This is a genomic window from Leifsonia sp. McL0607, from assembly GCF_049993355.1.
Classification (GTDB): Bacteria; Actinomycetota; Actinomycetes; order Actinomycetales; family Microbacteriaceae; genus Leifsonia.
Genome location: NZ_CP188253.1, coordinates 3525133 through 3540531, shown reverse-complemented (window position 1 = coordinate 3540531; position 15399 = coordinate 3525133). Strand labels below are relative to the sequence as shown.

The window sequence follows — 15399 nt, the reverse complement described above, 5'->3', positions numbered from 1 at the left end:
AGTAGGCGGCCGAAGCTGACAAGCGTCGGAGAGGCCTGACAGCATTCGAGTGGGGCCATGGTCGTTGGAGCAGCGATCTTGGCCCCATTTCCTACGCTGGCGACGATCTCAGAAACGCTCTCGATCGTCGGCACCGACGGAGATGTCGGTGGCTGCGACTAATCTTGTCGGGTGGTCGACGTGCAACCTGGGCTCCGGACGGGAGCGACGCCTCTCGCCGTGCGCATGCGGCCGAAATCCCTCGACGAGGTCGCCGGGCAACGTCACCTGCTGCGCCCCGGCTCCCCGCTCGTCGCCCTCGCGACCGACAAGGAGGGGCAGAGCGGGTCCGTCTCGGTCATCCTCTGGGGTCCTCCCGGCACGGGCAAGACGACGCTGGCGCAGGCCATCGCGCACTCCTCCGGGCGGCGGTTCGTCGAGCTCTCCGCCGTCACGGCCGGTGTGAAAGACGTACGGCTGGTCATGGACGAGGCGCTCTCGACGCGCGACCTGTACGGCGTCTCGACCGTGCTGTTCCTCGACGAGATCCACCGGTTCACCAAGGCGCAGCAGGACGCCCTCCTCCCCGGTGTCGAGAACGGCTGGGTCATCCTCGTGGCCGCGACCACCGAGAACCCCTCGTTCTCGGTCATCTCGCCGCTGCTCTCGCGCTCCCTCCTGCTCACGCTCGAGACGCTGAGCGACGACGACCTCGGCGTCGTGATCGACAGGGCGGTCACGGACGACCGCGGCCTGGCCGGTCAGTACGCCCTCGACGACGAGGCGCGCGCCGCCCTCATCCGGCTCGCCTCCGGAGACGCGCGCCGCGCACTCACGGCGCTGGAGGCCGCATCGGTGTCGGCCGCCTCGGCGACCCCTGCCACCTCCACGAAGAAGCCGGTCATCACGGCGGAGCTCGTGGCCCAGGCCGTCGACCGCGCTCTGCTGCGCTACGACCGCAACGGCGACGAGCACTACGACGTCATCAGCGCTTTCATCAAGTCGGTGCGCGGGTCCGACGTCGACGCCGCCCTGCACTACCTCGCCCGGATGATCGAAGCGGGGGAGGACCCCCGATTCATCGCCCGCAGAATCATCGTCTCGGCCTCCGAAGACATCGGAATGGCCGACCCGCAAGCGCTCGTCGTCGCAATCGCCGCCGCCGACGCCGTGCAGTACATCGGGATGCCGGAGGGACGGATCCCGCTCGCCCAGGCGGTCGTGCACCTCGCCACCGCTCCCAAGTCGAACGCGGCCTATATGGCGCTCGACGCCGCCATCGCCGACGTGCGCGCAGGCAAGATCGGCCGGGTGCCCAAGCATCTGCGCGACGCGCACTATCCCGGCGCCAAGCGACTCGGCCACGGCAAGGGCTACAAGTACCCGCACGACGACGCGCTGGGCGTGCTCGAACAGCAGTACCTGCCCGACGAACTGCGCGACACGACGTACTATGCGCCGACCGAGCACGGCAACGAGCGCGACGTCGCCGCGCGGCTGGCGAAGCTGCGGCGCATCGTGCGCGGGCGCTGACCGCGATCTGCTAGAATCGACGGGCCTAGAAGCGTGTTCAGGGTGCGGCTGCCCGAGACACGCTCTCGACGGGAACGGCCCTGTAGCCGGGCGTCCCTGGCGTGAATCCCTCTCTCTGTCTGCCACAGACATCTGTTTTGTCACAGACCTGCGTCTGTCACAGACCTGTGCAGGTCCTGTACGCCTGCGATCATTTTGTAGAGAGAAAACCGAAAGGAAACCGTGTCTTCACGTTCCCGCAGCAAGACCCGCGAGTCGCGCGCCCTGGGCATCGCCCTGACCCCGAAGGCGGCCCGCTACATGGAGAAGCGCCCGTACGCCCCGGGTGAGCACGGCCGCACCAAGCGCAAGGCCGACTCCGACTACGCCGTGCGTCTGCGCGAGAAGCAGCGTCTTCGCGCCCAGTACGGCATCCGCGAGAAGCAGATCCGCATCGCGTTCGAAGAGGCCCGTCGCACCGGTGGCCTGACCGGTGAGAACCTGGTCGAGCTCCTCGAGATGCGTCTGGACGCCCTGGTGCTCCGCGCCGGCTTCGCCCGCACCATCTCGCAGGCCCGCCAGTTCGTCGTGCACCGCCACATCCTGGTCGACGGCAAGATCGTGGACCGCCCATCGTTCCGCCTGAAGCCGGGTCAGCTCATCCACGTCAAGGCCCGCTCCGAGGGCACCGAGCCCTTCCAGGTCGCAGCCGCCGGCGGTCACGTCGACGTCCTGCCGAAGATCCCGGGCTACCTCGAGGTCGAGCTCGACAAGCTGCAGGCCCGCCTCGTGCGCCGCCCGAAGCGCGCCGAGGTCCCCGTCACCTGCGAGGTCCAGCTGGTCGTCGAGTACTACGCCGCCCGCTAAGGCGTCGATACTCCCGGCAACGGGGTCGTGGCTTCGGCCACGGCCCCGTTCTGCTTTTCCGGAGCGTTCTGCTTTTCCGGAGCGTTCTGGGATGAACGGGGTTCCGGTACGCCGCGTTCCCGTTACGCTGGGATGTATGCCCGTCTCGGAATGGAGGGAGCCGACATGTCCGGAGGCGACATCGCTGGTCTGATCGCGGCGGCGGTGTTCGCCGTGCTGGTCGGGTTCATCGCGGTCCCGCTGCTCAAGCTGGGGCGCGTCCTCGACTCCACGCGGGACGCCATCAAGGAGGCCAGCGACGGCATCACGCCCATCCTGGACGAGACGGCGACGACCCTGCAAGAGACCAACAAGCAGCTCGCGAGGGTCGACGTCATCACCAAGAACGTGGCCGATGTCACCGGAAACGTGTCCGCGCTCGTCGCGCTCTTCGCCGCGACCGTGGGAGGCCCTCTGATCAAGCTGGCCGGGTTCAGCGCGGCAGTGCGCGCGGCCTTCCGGGTGCCCGGCGCGACCCGCCGTTCCCGCGGCAAGGCGGACTAGACTTGCGCGAGTGCGCTCACGCACGCATCCACGGAGGGAAGATCCTGCAAATGAAGAGTTTCCTGTGGCTCCTGATCGGCGTCGCCGTCGGCTTCGCCGTCGCCCACAAGGTCAACGAGACCCCCAAGGGTCGCGAGTTCTTCGGCACGCTCGACAAGAAGGCGCGCAACTTCGGGGAGGCCGTCTCGGACGGCTACCGTCAGCGCGAGGCCGAGATCCGCTCGGCCATCGACTGGGACTGATCCCTCGTCTCTTCGTGCACCACCCTCGACTAGCTTTCGCACTACCTCGAATGACCGGAACCCATGCAGACTGCTGAAATCCACCGCCGCTGGCTCGACTTCTTCGCCACGCGCGGCCACACCGTCGTCCCGTCCGCCTCGCTCGTCAGCGACGACCCGTCTCTGCTGTTCACGGTGGCCGGCATGGTGCCGTTCGTGCCGTACCTGACCGGTGTGGTCCCCGCCCCGTTCCCGCGCGCCACGAGCGTGCAGAAATGCATCCGCACCCTCGACATCGAGGAGGTCGGCAAGACCCCGCGGCACGGCACGTTCTTCCAGATGTGCGGCAACTTCTCGTTCGGCGACTACTTCAAGGAGCAGGCGATCACGTTCGCCTGGGAGCTCTTGACTTCGTCAGAAGACGAGGGCGGGCTCGGCTTCGATCCGAAGGATCTGTGGGTCACCGTCTATGAGGAGGACGACGAGGCCCGCGAGATCTGGAGCCGTGTCGCCGGCCTGCCCGCCGTGCGCATCCAGGGCCTGGGCAAGGACACCAACTACTGGTCGACCGGTCAGCCCGGCCCTGCCGGCCCGTGCTCCGAGATCTTCTTCGACCGCGGTCCGGCCTACGGCGTCGACGGCGGCCCCGCGACGGACGACGACCGGTACGTCGAGATCTGGAACCTCGTCTTCATGCAGTACCTGCGCGGCGAGGGAACGGGCAAGAAGGACTTCGAGATCCTCGGCGACCTCCCGAAGAAGAACATCGACACCGGCCTCGGCCTCGAGCGCGTCGCGTTCATCAAGCAGGGCGTCGACAACATGTACGAGATCGACCAGGTGCGCCCTGTGCTCGACCGCGCGGCGGAGCTCGCCGGCAAGCCGTACGGCAACGAGGCGCACGAGGACGACGTACGACTGCGCGTCGTCGCCGACCACGTGCGCAGCGCGCTCATGCTGATGACCGACGGCGTGACGCCGTCGAACGAGGGCCGCGGCTACGTGCTGCGCCGGCTGCTGCGCCGCACGGTGCGCGCGATGCGCCTCCTGGGCGTGGAGACGGCGACGTTCCCCGAGCTCCTTCCCGCCTCGCGCGACGCCATGAAGGCGGCATACCCCGAGGTGGAGGCCGAGTTCGCCCGCACGTCGCAACTCGCGTACGCGGAGGAGGAGACGTTCCTGCGCACGCTCGCGGCAGGCACCAGCATCCTCGACACGGCGGTCGCGAACACGCGCAAGGCGGGCAGCGGGCAGCTCGCGGGCGACACCGCGTTCCTGCTGCACGACACGTACGGCTTCCCGATCGACCTGACCCTCGAGATGGCCGAGGAGGCCGGGCTCAGAGTCGACCGCGCGGCGTTCGACACCCTCATGGCCGACCAGCGCGCCCGTGCGAAGGCCGATGCCAAGGCGAAGAAGACCGCTCTCGCCGACCTCTCGGTCTACAGCGCGTTCCGTGCGCAGGGCGAAACCGTGTTCACCGGCTACGCCGACCTCGAGACCGAGTCGAGCGTGCTGGGGTTGATCGTCGACGGCAAGTCCGTCAGCGTCGCGCGCGAGGGCCAGCTCGCCGAGGTCATCCTCAGCGCGACCTCCCTCTACGCGGAATCCGGCGGGCAGGACGCCGACGCGGGCACGATCGTGGGCCAGGGCTACGAGCTCGACGTGCTCGACGTGCAGAAGCCGGTCAAGGGGCTGATCAGCCACAAGGTGCTCGTTCGCAGCGGCGAGGTCGGCGTCGGGGCACCCGCGACGAGTCTCGTGGACGCCGAGTATCGGCGCGGCGCTAAGCAGGCGCACTCGGGCACGCACATCATCCACGCGGCCCTGCGCCAGGTGCTCGGCCCCAACGCCCACCAGTCGGGATCGTTCAACAAGGCGGGCTACCTCCGTCTCGACTTCTCCTGGAATCAGGCGTTGTCTCCCGAGACGCGCAGCGAGATCGAAGAGATCTCGAACAACGCGATCCGCGACAACTTGCAGGTCACGACCCGGGAGCTCCCGCTCGCGGAGGCCAAGGCGCTCGGGGCGATGGCCCTCTTCGGCGAGAAGTACGGCGATGTCGTGCGCGTGGTCGACATCGGCGGTCCGTGGTCGCGCGAGCTCTGCGCTGGCACCCACGTGTCCACCAGCGCCGAGATCGGGATGATCAACCTGGTCAGCGAGTCGTCGGTCGGCTCGACCAACCGCCGGGTCGAGTCCCTGGTGGGCCTGGAGGCCTTCCAGGATCTCGCGGTCGAGCGGACGATCGTCTCCCAGCTGTCCGGTGCGCTCAAGACACCGCGCGAGCAGCTCCCCGAGAAGATCGCCGACCTCATGGCCAGCCTGAAGGCCGCGGAGAAGCGCATCCAGGCGTTCGAGGCGCGTGCGGTGCTCGACAAGGTGCCGTCACTGCTGGAGTCGGCGACGCGCCGTGGCGCGGTCACGGTGGTCGCCGAGGACGCCGGCGCGCTGAACTCGGCGGACGATCTGCGCCTCCTGGTGACGACCGTGCGCGAGCGCCTGGGCTCCGACTCCGCGACCGTCGCGCTGGCGGCGCGTGCCGCCGGAAAGCCGGTGGTCATCGTGGCGACGAACCAGGCCGCGCGAGACGCCGGCGTGAACGCCGGTGCGCTCGCCAAGACCGCGGCCGGGGTGCTCGGCGGCGGCGGCGGCGGCAAAGCCGATCTCGCGCAGGGCGGCGGGACGGACGCCGAGGCGATCCCCGCTGCGCTCTCGGCCGTGGTCTCGGCGATCGGCTGACCCGTGCGGAGCGGAGTGCGGCTCGGCATCGACGTCGGCACGGTCCGCATCGGTGTGAGCCGATCGGACCCGCACGGGATGCTGGCGACACCGCTGGAGACGGTCGCACGGTCCGAAGACGCTGCGGATCGCCGCAGGATCGCCCGGATTGTGACCGAACTCGGAGTTTTCGAGATTATCGTCGGGTTACCCTTGGCGCTCTCGGGCGCGCATACCGCGTCGACGGCGGACGCCGTCTCCTTCGCGGAAGCGCTCGAAGCTGAGGTCGATGTGCCCGTGCGGCTGGTGGACGAGCGACTCTCGACCGTTTCGGCGCACTCGGCACTCCGAGCGTCGGGCAAGAATTCAAAAAGCGCGCGTCCGGTGGTGGATCAGGTGGCCGCCACGATAATTTTGCAGCACGCCCTCGACGCGGAGCGCACTTCAGGCCATCCGCCGGGCCGTAACGTCGAACCGAGCATTGGACCCTAGTTTGTCGCAGAACCCGCAGGAGAAGCCGGAACCCCCCGCTTTCCCCGCCGTGAACCGGCAGCCGATGACCCGTCGCGAGGCCCGCGAGGCCAGGGAGGCGCAGCAGGCCAGGGAGGCGCTCCAGGCCAGGGAGTCGCTCCAGGCCAGGGAGTCGCAGCAGACGAGCGAGGCCGCCCCGGCGCAGGAGGCCGCCCCGGCGCAAGAGGCCCCGGCGTCTCCGGTGGATGAGCGACACCCGCGTACTCCGGGTCCGTGGACCCCGCCTCCTGCGGAGACCTCCGCCCACCGGCAGACGCTCGCCGGGCTGGACTTCGACTCGGTTGTGACCGGTCCGATCTCGGTCGATCCCGACGCAGAGGCTGCGTCCGGCCGCGAGGCGGTCGGCGCTGCGGGGCGGCACGAGGCGGCGTACGGCGTTGCCGCCGATGATCACGGTCGGGTCGACACCCCGCTGCACGCGATCTTGTCGCCCCTGTCCGACGACAGCGGCGAGGTGAGGGAACGGGACTCCGAGCACCCGCTGGCGTGGCGACAGCACAACCACCTGTCGCATGACAAGCCGTCGAAGCGCAGACGCCGCTGGGTGAAGCCTGTCGTCATCACGGTTGTCATCGTCGCAGTCCTCGGCGGACTGGCCGGGGGTGCGTACGCCGCGTTCCAGCCGCAAGTCGCCAAGCTCATCGCGTCGTTGTCCCCGCCCGACAACGACTACACGGGGTCGGGCACCGGCCAGGTCATGTTCACGATCAAGTCGGGCGACACCGGAGGCTCGATCGCGACCAACCTGCACAAGGCCGGTGTCACGAAGAGCTACGAGGCCTTCTATGAGTTGTTGCTCCGCCAGCATCCCGAGGTCGAGTTCCAGCCCGGGGTGTTCAAGCTGGCCAAGGCGATGAGCGCCCAGGCGGCGCTGACCGTGTTGCAGGATCCGGCCAACCGAATGCAGAACACCGCCGTCATCCCCGAGGGGACGGCCGAGAAGGACGCCCTGCAGACGGTGTCCGACGCCACGAAGATCCCCCTCGCCGAACTCCAGCAGGCCGCGACGAACCCGGCCGAGTACGGCCTCCCGGCGCAGGCGACGACGCTCGAGGGCTTCCTGTTCCCCGCGACGTACACGTTCGTTCCCGGAGCGACGGCGCACGACGTGATCAAGACCATGGTCGACCGGTCGTTCCAGGCGCTCGACGAGGCCGGAGTCGCCCCCGGCGACCGTTGGAACACCGTCGTGCTCGCCTCGATCGTGCAGCGCGAGGCGGGTCTCAAGGACGACTACCCAAAGGTGGCCCGCGTGTTCCTCAACCGGCTCGCGCAGGGCTGGGACCTGCAGTCGGACGCCACGGTCGCGTACGGCACCGGCAACACGCACCGGGTGGAGACGACGGACGCGGAGCGCGCAGACGCCTCGAACCCGTACAACACCTATGTGCATCCGGGGCTCCCGGTCGGGCCGATCTCGAACCCCGGCGATCTGGCGATCAACGCGGTCGTCCACCCGGCGGACGGACCGTGGATGTTCTTCGTGACCTGGAACCTCAAGACCGGCGAGACGATCTTCTCGACGACGGCGGCGGAGCACGAGGCGGCGGTCGAGAAATGGCAGCAGTGGATGAAGGACAACCCCGACTATGAGTGAGAAACCGAAGACCCGACCGGGAGCGCGCAGCGCCGCAGCGAGCCGGAGGCCCGCGGAGACCCCCGACGCTTCGGTCCCGGACGTCTCGGTCGAGGACGTCTCGGTCCCGGACGTCTCGGTCGAGGACGGCATGTCCGAGGCCTCAGCGGAGGCGGAGATCGCGGCCCTGGTCGAGGCCGAGCGCGAGATGCAGGCTGAGGAGGCGGCGATCGCCGAAGCAGCAGAGGCTGCAGACAACGAGGAGCCCATGGAGGACGAAGAGCCCCAGGCCGATGATGAGCACCAGGCCAGTGTTGAGGCCAGGGCCGACGAGGAGCCTGGCGCCGACGAGCAGCCTGGCGCCGACGAGCAGCCTGGCGCCGACGACGAGGTCGTCGAGGTAACCGAGGGGGTCGAGATCGTCGAGGTCGAGACCGCCGCGGCAGCGACCGCAGCCGAGCCGGCGCGACGCCTGGCCGTCCTCGGTTCGCCGATCGGCCACTCGAAGTCACCTGCTCTTCATCGCGCGGCATACGACGCTCTCGGCCTGCCGTGGTCGTACGAGCCCGTCGACGTCGCCGAGGACGGCCTGGCCGCCTTCATCGACAGCCTGGGTCCGCAGTGGCGGGGGCTGTCGCTCACGATGCCGCTCAAGCAGACCGTCGTCCCTCTGCTGACCTCCGCCGATCGTGTAGCGGAGCAGACGGGTGTCGCCAACACCGTGCTGCTCGACGGCGACGAGATCGCCGGCTTCAACACCGACGTCGCGGGCATCGTGCGCGCACTGGGCGCCGCCGGGCTGGAGAGCGCCCGCTACGTGCACGTGCTCGGCGGGGGAGCGACGGCCTCCTCCGCGCTCGTCGCGGCGGCCGAGCTCGGAGCCGAGCGTGTCGATGTGCACGTGCGCGACCTCCAGAAGAGCGTGTGGCTGGAGCCGCTCGCCCACCAACTCGGCCTGATGATCCGGATCCGGTCGTTCGCGCAGGCGGATCGCTCGCTCGACGTGCCGGAGCTCGTGATCAGCACGCTGCCGGGCGGAGCCTCCACCGCCGCGGTCTACACCGACTCGACCCGGCGTCGAGCGGTGCTCCTCGAGGTCGCCTACGACCCGTGGCCCAACGCTCTCGGTCGCTCCTGGCAGCTGGTGGGCGGAAAGGTCGTCTCCGGGCTGGCGATGCTGGCGCACCAGGCGCTCCTGCAGGTGCGGATCTTCGTCTCCGGCGACCCGCTGCAGCCGCTTCCGGAGGAGCCGCAGGTGCTGGAGGCCATGCTCGCGGCGGTCGGCATCGACGCGGACGGCGCTCCCCTCGGCGACGGGTCCGACGCGGCCGAGGCCGAGTAGCGCCCGGCGCGATGACCGGCGCAGACGCGATGTCCGGCCTGGAGATCCGCCCAGCCCGCCCGGACGAGTGGGCCGCCGTCGGCGGATTGCGCTGGGACCCCAACCGCGAGTTCGGGGGAGAGCCCGACGACACCAGGGAGGCCTTCGCGACGCGGTTCGCCGCGTGGGCCGCCGTCCATGGCGCTCACGAGTGCTTCGTCGCCGTCGAGGACGGCCGCGTTCTGGGCATGACCTGGCTCGCCATCCTGGACCGGGTGCCGAGCGCACGGCTGTTCGACCGCGCCTCCGGCGACCTGCAGTGCGCGTACGTGGTGCCGGACCGGCGCGACGACGGCATCGGCGGGCGCCTGATCGACGTCGTTCTGGCCCGCGCCGAGGAGCTCGGGCTGGAACGGGTCACGGTGCACTCCAGCCCGCGCGCCGTCGCGGTCTACGAGCGGCACGGCTTCACCTCGGGGGACGACCGACTGCTGCACGCGTTCCTCACGCACACCGACATCTTCACGACCGGAGCCCGGCCGGGTCGGCCGTAACGGCGCGAAGCGGCCCCTCCTCGCTGTGCCAGAATCGAATCATGCTTCGTTGGCTCACGGCCGGGGAATCCCACGGCCCCGAACTCATCGCCGTCCTGGAGGGCCTCCCCGCCGGGGTGCCTGTCTCACTGGACGCGGTCCGCGCCGACCTCGCCCGCCGCAAGCTCGGCTACGGGCGCGGCGCGCGGATGAAGTTCGAGCAGGACGCGCTGGACGTCTCGGCGGGCGTCCGCCACGGTCTGAGCCTCGGCAGCCCGATCGCGCTGCGGATCGGCAACACCGAGTGGCCCAAATGGGTGGACGTGATGAGCGCCGAGCCGGTGGAGCCCGAGAAGCTCGCGACCGGTCGCGGTGCGGCGCTGACCCGTCCGCGCCCAGGCCACGCCGACCTGGTCGGCATGCAGAAGTACGGCTTCGACGAGGCGCGTCCCGTCCTGGAGCGCGCGAGCGCCCGGGAGACCGCTGCGCGCGTCGCGCTCGGCGCTGTCGCCCGCTCGTTCCTCGCCGAGCTCGGCATCACCCTGGTCAGCCACACGCTCTCGATCGGGCCGGTGCGCGTGCCGGAGGACGCCCCGCTGCCTACGCCGGCCGACGTCGCGACGCTCGACGCCGACCCGCTGCGCTGCTTCGACCCGGCGACCTCCGAGCGGATGGTGGCGGAGGTCGACGACGCCCACAAAGACGGCGACACCCTCGGCGGCGTCGTCGAGGTGCTGGCCTACGGCCTCCCGCCGGGGCTCGGCTCGCACGTGCACTGGGACCGCCGGCTCGACGGCCAGCTCGCGGCCGCGCTCATGGGCATCCAGGCGATCAAGGGCGTGGAGGTCGGCGACGGCTTCCTTACGACCACGCGCCGCGGATCGCAGGCGCACGACGAGCTCGTCGCGGAGGACGGCACCATCGTGCGCACGAGCGACCGGGCGGGCGGCACCGAGGGCGGCATGAGCACCGGTGGCGTCCTGCGCGTCCGCGCCGGCATGAAGCCGATCGCGACGGTTCCGCACGCGCTGCGCACCATCGACATCGTCACCAGCGAGGCGGCCCCGGCGCACCACCAGCGCTCCGACGTCTGTGCGGTGCCGGCGGCGGGCGTCGTCGCCGAGGCCATGGTCGCCCTGGTGCTGGCCAACGCCGTCCTGGAGAAGTTCGGGGGAGACTCGGTGACCGAGACGGCCCGCAACCTGCGCGGCTACCTCGACGCCATCCCGGAGAACCTGGCGACGGAGCGCGTCAGCGCGCCCTACGCCTGAACGACCGTGACGATCGTCCTGATCGGTCCACCGGCGGCGGGCAAGACGCGGCTGGGCAAGCGCTTGGCCAAGCGGCTCGGCCTGTCGTTCGTGGACACCGACGCCGTCGTGGTCGCCCGGCACGGCACGATCGCCGAGATCTTCGCCGAGCACGGTGAATCGTACTTCCGTGCGCTCGAACGCGCCGCGGTCGCCGAGGCGCTCGCTCGTCCCGGCATCGTGTCGCTCGGCGGCGGCGCGGTGCTCGACCCGGACACCCGGGCCGATCTGGCGGCGACACGCGTCGTGCTGCTGACCGTGCAGCCCGACGCCATCGCCGCGCGGATCACCAACCGCAAACGCCCGCTCGTGACCGATCTCGAGTCGTGGAAGCGGCTCGTCGAGGCGCGCAGCCCGCTCTACCAGTCGCTCGCGGACTACACCGCGGACACGTCGACCCGGCCGATCGACACCATCGTGGAGGAGATCGCGCGCTGGGTCGAAGATCCAGGATCGAAGAAGGAGACGCATGACTGACCAACCCACCGAGATCCTCGTCGACGGAGTGAACCCGTACCCGGTCGTCATCGGACGGGGCCTCCGGTTCGGCCTCGCGTCGCACCTCGGCTCCGGCGTGAACAAGGTGCTCGTCGTGCACCCGCCGACGCTCGGCGCCGCGGCGGCCGAGCTGCGCGCGTCGCTGATCGGGCAGTACGAGGTGCTGCTCGCCGAGGTCCCCGACGCGGAGGCGGCGAAGCGGATCGAGGTCGCCTCGTTCCTCTGGGGCATCATGGGCCAGGCCGACTTCACGCGGTCCGACGCCGTGATCGGCTTCGGCGGCGGCTCCGTGACCGACCTGGCCGGCTTCGTGGCGGCCACGTGGCTGCGCGGCGTGCGCCTGATCCAGGTCCCGACCACGCTGCTGGGCATGGTGGACGCGGCGGTCGGCGGCAAGACCGGCATCAACACCACCGAGGGCAAGAACCTCGTCGGCGCGTTCTACGCACCGGCCGCGGTGGTCGGCGACCTCGACACGCTGACCTCCCTCGGGCGCAACGAGCTGCTCGCGGGTTTCGCGGAGGTCGTCAAGTACGGCTTCATCGCCGGGCCCGAGATCCTAGATATCATCGAGCGCGACGTGGAGGTCGCCACCGACCCGGAGTCGCCGGAGTTCCGCCGCCTCGTGGAGCTCTCGATCGGGATCAAGGCCCGCGTGGTCGGCGAGGACTTCACCGAGCAGGGCCTCCGCGAGATCCTCAACTACGGGCACACGCTCGGCCACGCGATCGAGCACGCGGAGCGTTACCAGTGGCGCCATGGCGCTGCCGTGTCGGTCGGCATGGTCTTCGCCGCCGAGCTCGCGCGTCTGAGCGGCCGGCTGAGCGACGAGGTCGTCGACCGGCATCGCCGGATCCTCGAGTCGCTCACGCTGCCGACGACGTATCCCGTCGGCCGCTGGCAGACCCTGCTGGCGACAATGCAGCGCGACAAGAAGGCGCGCGGGAGCCTCCTGCGGTTCATCGTGCTCGACGACCTCGCACGGCCGACGGTCCTCGCCGGACCCGACCAGAGCCTGCTCTTCGCCGCCTACCAGGAGATCGGCTCCTGATGGCCAAGACGATCGTGCAGAAGCTTCTCATCAAGGCGGGCGACGCGCTGAACCTCGTCGGGGCCGGCGCGGACGAGCGCGCGGTGCTCGGCCCCCTCCCTGAAGGCATCGTCGAGGTCGAACCGGCGGATGCCGCCGTCTCCGTCACCTTCGTGCGCACCCGTGACGAGCTCATGGCGCAGTTCGGCACGGAGCTCCCCACGCTGTCGGGCGCCCGCGCCGTCTGGTTCCTCTACCCGAAGGGAGGCCGGGCCGACTTCAATCGCGACACCTTCATCCGGGAGGCCGGGTCGTTCGGCTGGCGGCCGATCAGCAACGTCGCTGTCGACGACGTGTGGTCCGCCGTGCGCGTCCGTCCACTCACCGACGGCGAAGCGTCGGTAGGGTGATCGGCATGGCAACCGTCCTCGTCCTCAACGGCCCCAATCTCGGACGGCTCGGCACGCGCGAGCCCGACGTCTACGGCGCGGGCACGCTCGACGACCTCCGGGTGGTCCTCCAGGAGGACGCGCCGGAGCTGGAGGTCGACCTGCGCCAGACGGACACCGAGGGCGAGCTGCTGGGCTGGCTGCACGAGGCCGCCGACAGCGGCGCGCCTGTCATACTGAACGCCGGTGCCTGGACGCACTACTCGTACGCGTTGCGCGACGCGGTCTCGATCGTGACGAAGGCGGGCGGCGCGGTGATCGAGGTGCACTTGTCGAACCCGCACGCCCGTGAGGAGTTCCGGCACACGAGCGTCATCAGCGCGGTGTCGACGGGCGTGATCGCGGGCCTCGGGTTCGAGTCGTACCGGCTGGCTCTGGCGTTCATTCGCCGAAACGCGCGCTGACGTCTAGAATCTTCTGGGGCTCCGTACGCCGAGCCCTCCGTGGACGGTGCGGAGCGCCGCATCCACCCGACTCTTCCGAAAACCGAATGGAACTCGCGCATGGCATCGACCGCTGACATCAAGAACGGCATCGTCCTCAACATCGACGGACAGCTCTGGAGCGTCATCGAGTTCCAGCACGTCAAGCCGGGCAAGGGTGGAGCGTTCGTCCGCACGAAGCTGAAGAACGTCACCACCGGCAAGACAGTCGACCGCACCTACAACGCCGGCGCCAAGATCGAGATCACCAACGTCGACCGCCGCGACTACCAGTACCTGTACCAGGACGGCGCCGACTTCGTGTTCATGGACACCAGCGACTACGACCAGATCACGATCCCGGGTCCGGTCGTCGGCGACGCCGCCAACTTCATGCTCGAGAACCAGAACGTCACCGTGGCTCTGCACGAGGGCTCCCCGCTCTACGTGGAGCTCCCGGCCTCCGTCGTGCTCGAGATCACCTACACCGAGCCGGGCCTCCAAGGCGACCGCTCCACCGGTGGCACCAAGCCGGCGACCGTCGAGACTGGCTATCAGATCCAGGTCCCGCTGTTCCTCGAGACCGGCACCAAGGTCAAGGTCGACACTCGCAGCGGCGACTACCTCGGCCGCGTCAACGACTAGTGAGCGCCCGGACCAAGGCGCGCAAGCGCGCGCTCGACGTGCTGTTCAGCGCCGACCTGCGTCAACTCACGCTGCCGCAGGCGCTGGCCGCCGAGGCGGAACGCGCCGCGAACGAGCCGACGCGTGAGGCTTCCTGGCTGTACGCGCGCGAGATCGTCGACGGCGTGATCGACCACCACGACGAGATCGACGAGCAGATCCAGACGTACGCGCAGGGCTGGACCCTCGCCCGGATGCCCGCCGTCGACCGTGCGATCCTGCGCATCGGCGTGTGGGAGCTGCTGTTCAACGACGAGGTCCCGGACGGCGTCGCGATCTCGGAGGCGGTGGAGGCGGCGACCGTGCTCTCGACCGATGACTCCGCCGGATTCGTGAACGGCCTGCTCGCCAAGATCGCGCAGAACCGCCCGCAGCGCCCATGAGAGGAGTGCGCGTGAGTGGTCCGCGCAGGGTCGTGAGGCTCGCCGCGGTGGCCGTGCTGGCGATCGCGGTGACCGCGGGTGTCGCCTCGTGCGCGCTGCTCGGCGGCAACTCGAATGTCCCCGTCGCGACCGCGAAGCCTCCGACGGGCACGGACGGCGCCGTCGGCTTCGACGGCGGCTTCGTCTCGGCGGGCACGGGCTCCAAGAAGGTCGACATCTGGTTCGACGCGATGTGCCCGGTCTGCGGCGCGTTCGAGAAGACCAACGGCGGGACGCTGTCGAGCGCGGTCACGGACGGGTCGATCACGCTCCGCCTGCACCCACTGACCTTCCTCGACCGCGCGTCGAACGGCACCGGCTACTCGACCAGGGCCGCAGCTGCGCTCGTCTGCGTCGGGGTGCACGATTCCCATCACGTGCTCGACTACTACCAGGCGCTCTTCACGAACCAGCCGGAGGAGAACTCGAACGGACTGACCGACAAGGAGCTCGCCAAGCGTGCCACGGACCTCGGCATCACCGACATCTCCGGCTGCATCGATCGCAGCGGGCCGTACCAGGCCTGGGCGCAGGCGAACACGACGCGCTCCCTGTCAGGCCCGATCACGGTCGACGGCAGGAAGGTGCTCGACACCATCCAGGGCACACCGACCGTTCTCGTGAACGGCAAGCAGTACACCGGCTCGATCAGCGATGAGAAGGAGTTCGCGAGCTTCCTCGGGTTGAAATGAACCCGTCTGCGCCGTTGTCGGCGAGGTGACCTTGAAGGTGACGTCTCCGAGGCGTCGAGGAGTTCGGACGCCGAGGGTCGATTGGGGC

17 protein-coding genes are annotated in these 15399 nt (G+C 69.7%); all 17 read left to right on the top strand.

The window, feature by feature from the left end:
• The first annotated feature begins 171 nt into the window (after positions 1 to 171).
• The 17 genes from ACPPVW_RS17030 to ACPPVW_RS16950 all read left to right on the top strand — a co-directional run bounded on the left by ACPPVW_RS17030 (position 172) and on the right by ACPPVW_RS16950 (position 15311).
• On the top strand, positions 172 to 1512 hold the full coding sequence (locus ACPPVW_RS17030; protein ID WP_426624250.1) for a replication-associated recombination protein A: 1341 nt from the start codon (positions 172 to 174) through the stop codon (positions 1510 to 1512).
• Positions 1513 to 1734: 222 nt separating this feature from the next.
• Positions 1735 to 2358, top strand: coding sequence for a 30S ribosomal protein S4 (gene rpsD / locus ACPPVW_RS17025; RefSeq protein WP_426624249.1), 624 nt, complete (start codon positions 1735 to 1737; stop codon positions 2356 to 2358).
• Between the two features lie 165 nt (positions 2359 to 2523).
• Positions 2524 to 2901 (top strand): DUF948 domain-containing protein, encoded by a 378-nt coding sequence (locus ACPPVW_RS17020; protein WP_426624248.1) that lies wholly within the window; start codon positions 2524 to 2526, stop codon positions 2899 to 2901.
• Positions 2902 to 2951: 50 nt separating this feature from the next.
• Positions 2952 to 3143, top strand: a complete 192-nt coding sequence (locus ACPPVW_RS17015; RefSeq protein WP_426624247.1) for a hypothetical protein — start codon at positions 2952 to 2954, stop codon at positions 3141 to 3143.
• Positions 3144 to 3206: 63 nt separating this feature from the next.
• Positions 3207 to 5864, top strand: coding sequence for an alanine--tRNA ligase (gene alaS / locus ACPPVW_RS17010; protein ID WP_426624246.1), 2658 nt, complete (start codon positions 3207 to 3209; stop codon positions 5862 to 5864).
• 3 nt (positions 5865 to 5867) lie between these two features.
• Entirely contained in the window at positions 5868 to 6335 is a 468-nt protein-coding gene (gene ruvX, locus ACPPVW_RS17005) for a Holliday junction resolvase RuvX (RefSeq protein WP_426624245.1), read from the top strand.
• A 64-nt stretch (positions 6336 to 6399) separates the two neighbouring features.
• A complete protein-coding gene (mltG, locus tag ACPPVW_RS17000) occupies positions 6400 to 7971 on the top strand; it encodes an endolytic transglycosylase MltG (RefSeq protein WP_426624244.1) in 1572 nt (523 codons plus the stop codon).
• Positions 7964 to 9292 (top strand): shikimate dehydrogenase, encoded by a 1329-nt coding sequence (locus ACPPVW_RS16995; RefSeq protein WP_426624243.1) that lies wholly within the window; start codon positions 7964 to 7966, stop codon positions 9290 to 9292. The genes mltG and ACPPVW_RS16995 overlap by 8 nt, the downstream gene beginning before the upstream one ends.
• Positions 9293 to 9303: 11 nt before the next feature.
• Complete coding sequence (locus ACPPVW_RS16990) at positions 9304 to 9825, top strand: GNAT family N-acetyltransferase (protein WP_426624242.1); 522 nt, start codon at positions 9304 to 9306, stop codon at positions 9823 to 9825.
• A 41-nt stretch (positions 9826 to 9866) separates the two neighbouring features.
• Complete coding sequence (gene aroC, locus ACPPVW_RS16985; protein ID WP_426624241.1) at positions 9867 to 11075, top strand: chorismate synthase; 1209 nt, start codon at positions 9867 to 9869, stop codon at positions 11073 to 11075.
• A gap of 6 nt (positions 11076 to 11081) precedes the next feature.
• Positions 11082 to 11591: a shikimate kinase gene (locus tag ACPPVW_RS16980; protein WP_426624240.1), complete on the top strand. Its 510-nt coding sequence runs from the start codon at positions 11082 to 11084 to the stop codon at positions 11589 to 11591.
• Positions 11584 to 12663: a 3-dehydroquinate synthase gene (gene aroB, locus ACPPVW_RS16975; RefSeq protein WP_426624239.1), complete on the top strand. Its 1080-nt coding sequence runs from the start codon at positions 11584 to 11586 to the stop codon at positions 12661 to 12663. The genes ACPPVW_RS16980 and aroB overlap by 8 nt, the downstream gene beginning before the upstream one ends.
• A complete protein-coding gene (locus ACPPVW_RS16970) occupies positions 12663 to 13052 on the top strand; it encodes a hypothetical protein (protein ID WP_426624238.1) in 390 nt (129 codons plus the stop codon). Before aroB ends, ACPPVW_RS16970 begins: the two co-directional genes overlap by 1 nt.
• 5 nt (positions 13053 to 13057) lie before the next feature.
• Positions 13058 to 13495: a type II 3-dehydroquinate dehydratase gene (locus tag ACPPVW_RS16965; RefSeq protein WP_426624237.1), complete on the top strand. Its 438-nt coding sequence runs from the start codon at positions 13058 to 13060 to the stop codon at positions 13493 to 13495.
• 99 nt (positions 13496 to 13594) lie between these two features.
• Entirely contained in the window at positions 13595 to 14158 is a 564-nt protein-coding gene (gene efp / locus ACPPVW_RS16960) for an elongation factor P (protein WP_055915862.1), read from the top strand.
• Positions 14158 to 14580, top strand: coding sequence for a transcription antitermination factor NusB (gene nusB, locus ACPPVW_RS16955; protein WP_426624236.1), 423 nt, complete (start codon positions 14158 to 14160; stop codon positions 14578 to 14580). Before efp ends, nusB begins: the two co-directional genes overlap by 1 nt.
• An 11-nt stretch (positions 14581 to 14591) precedes the next feature.
• Positions 14592 to 15311 carry a DsbA family protein gene (locus tag ACPPVW_RS16950; protein ID WP_426624235.1) on the top strand — a complete coding sequence of 240 codons (720 nt, stop codon included), beginning with the start codon at positions 14592 to 14594 and terminating at the stop codon, positions 15309 to 15311.
• Positions 15312 to 15399 lie beyond the last annotated feature (88 nt).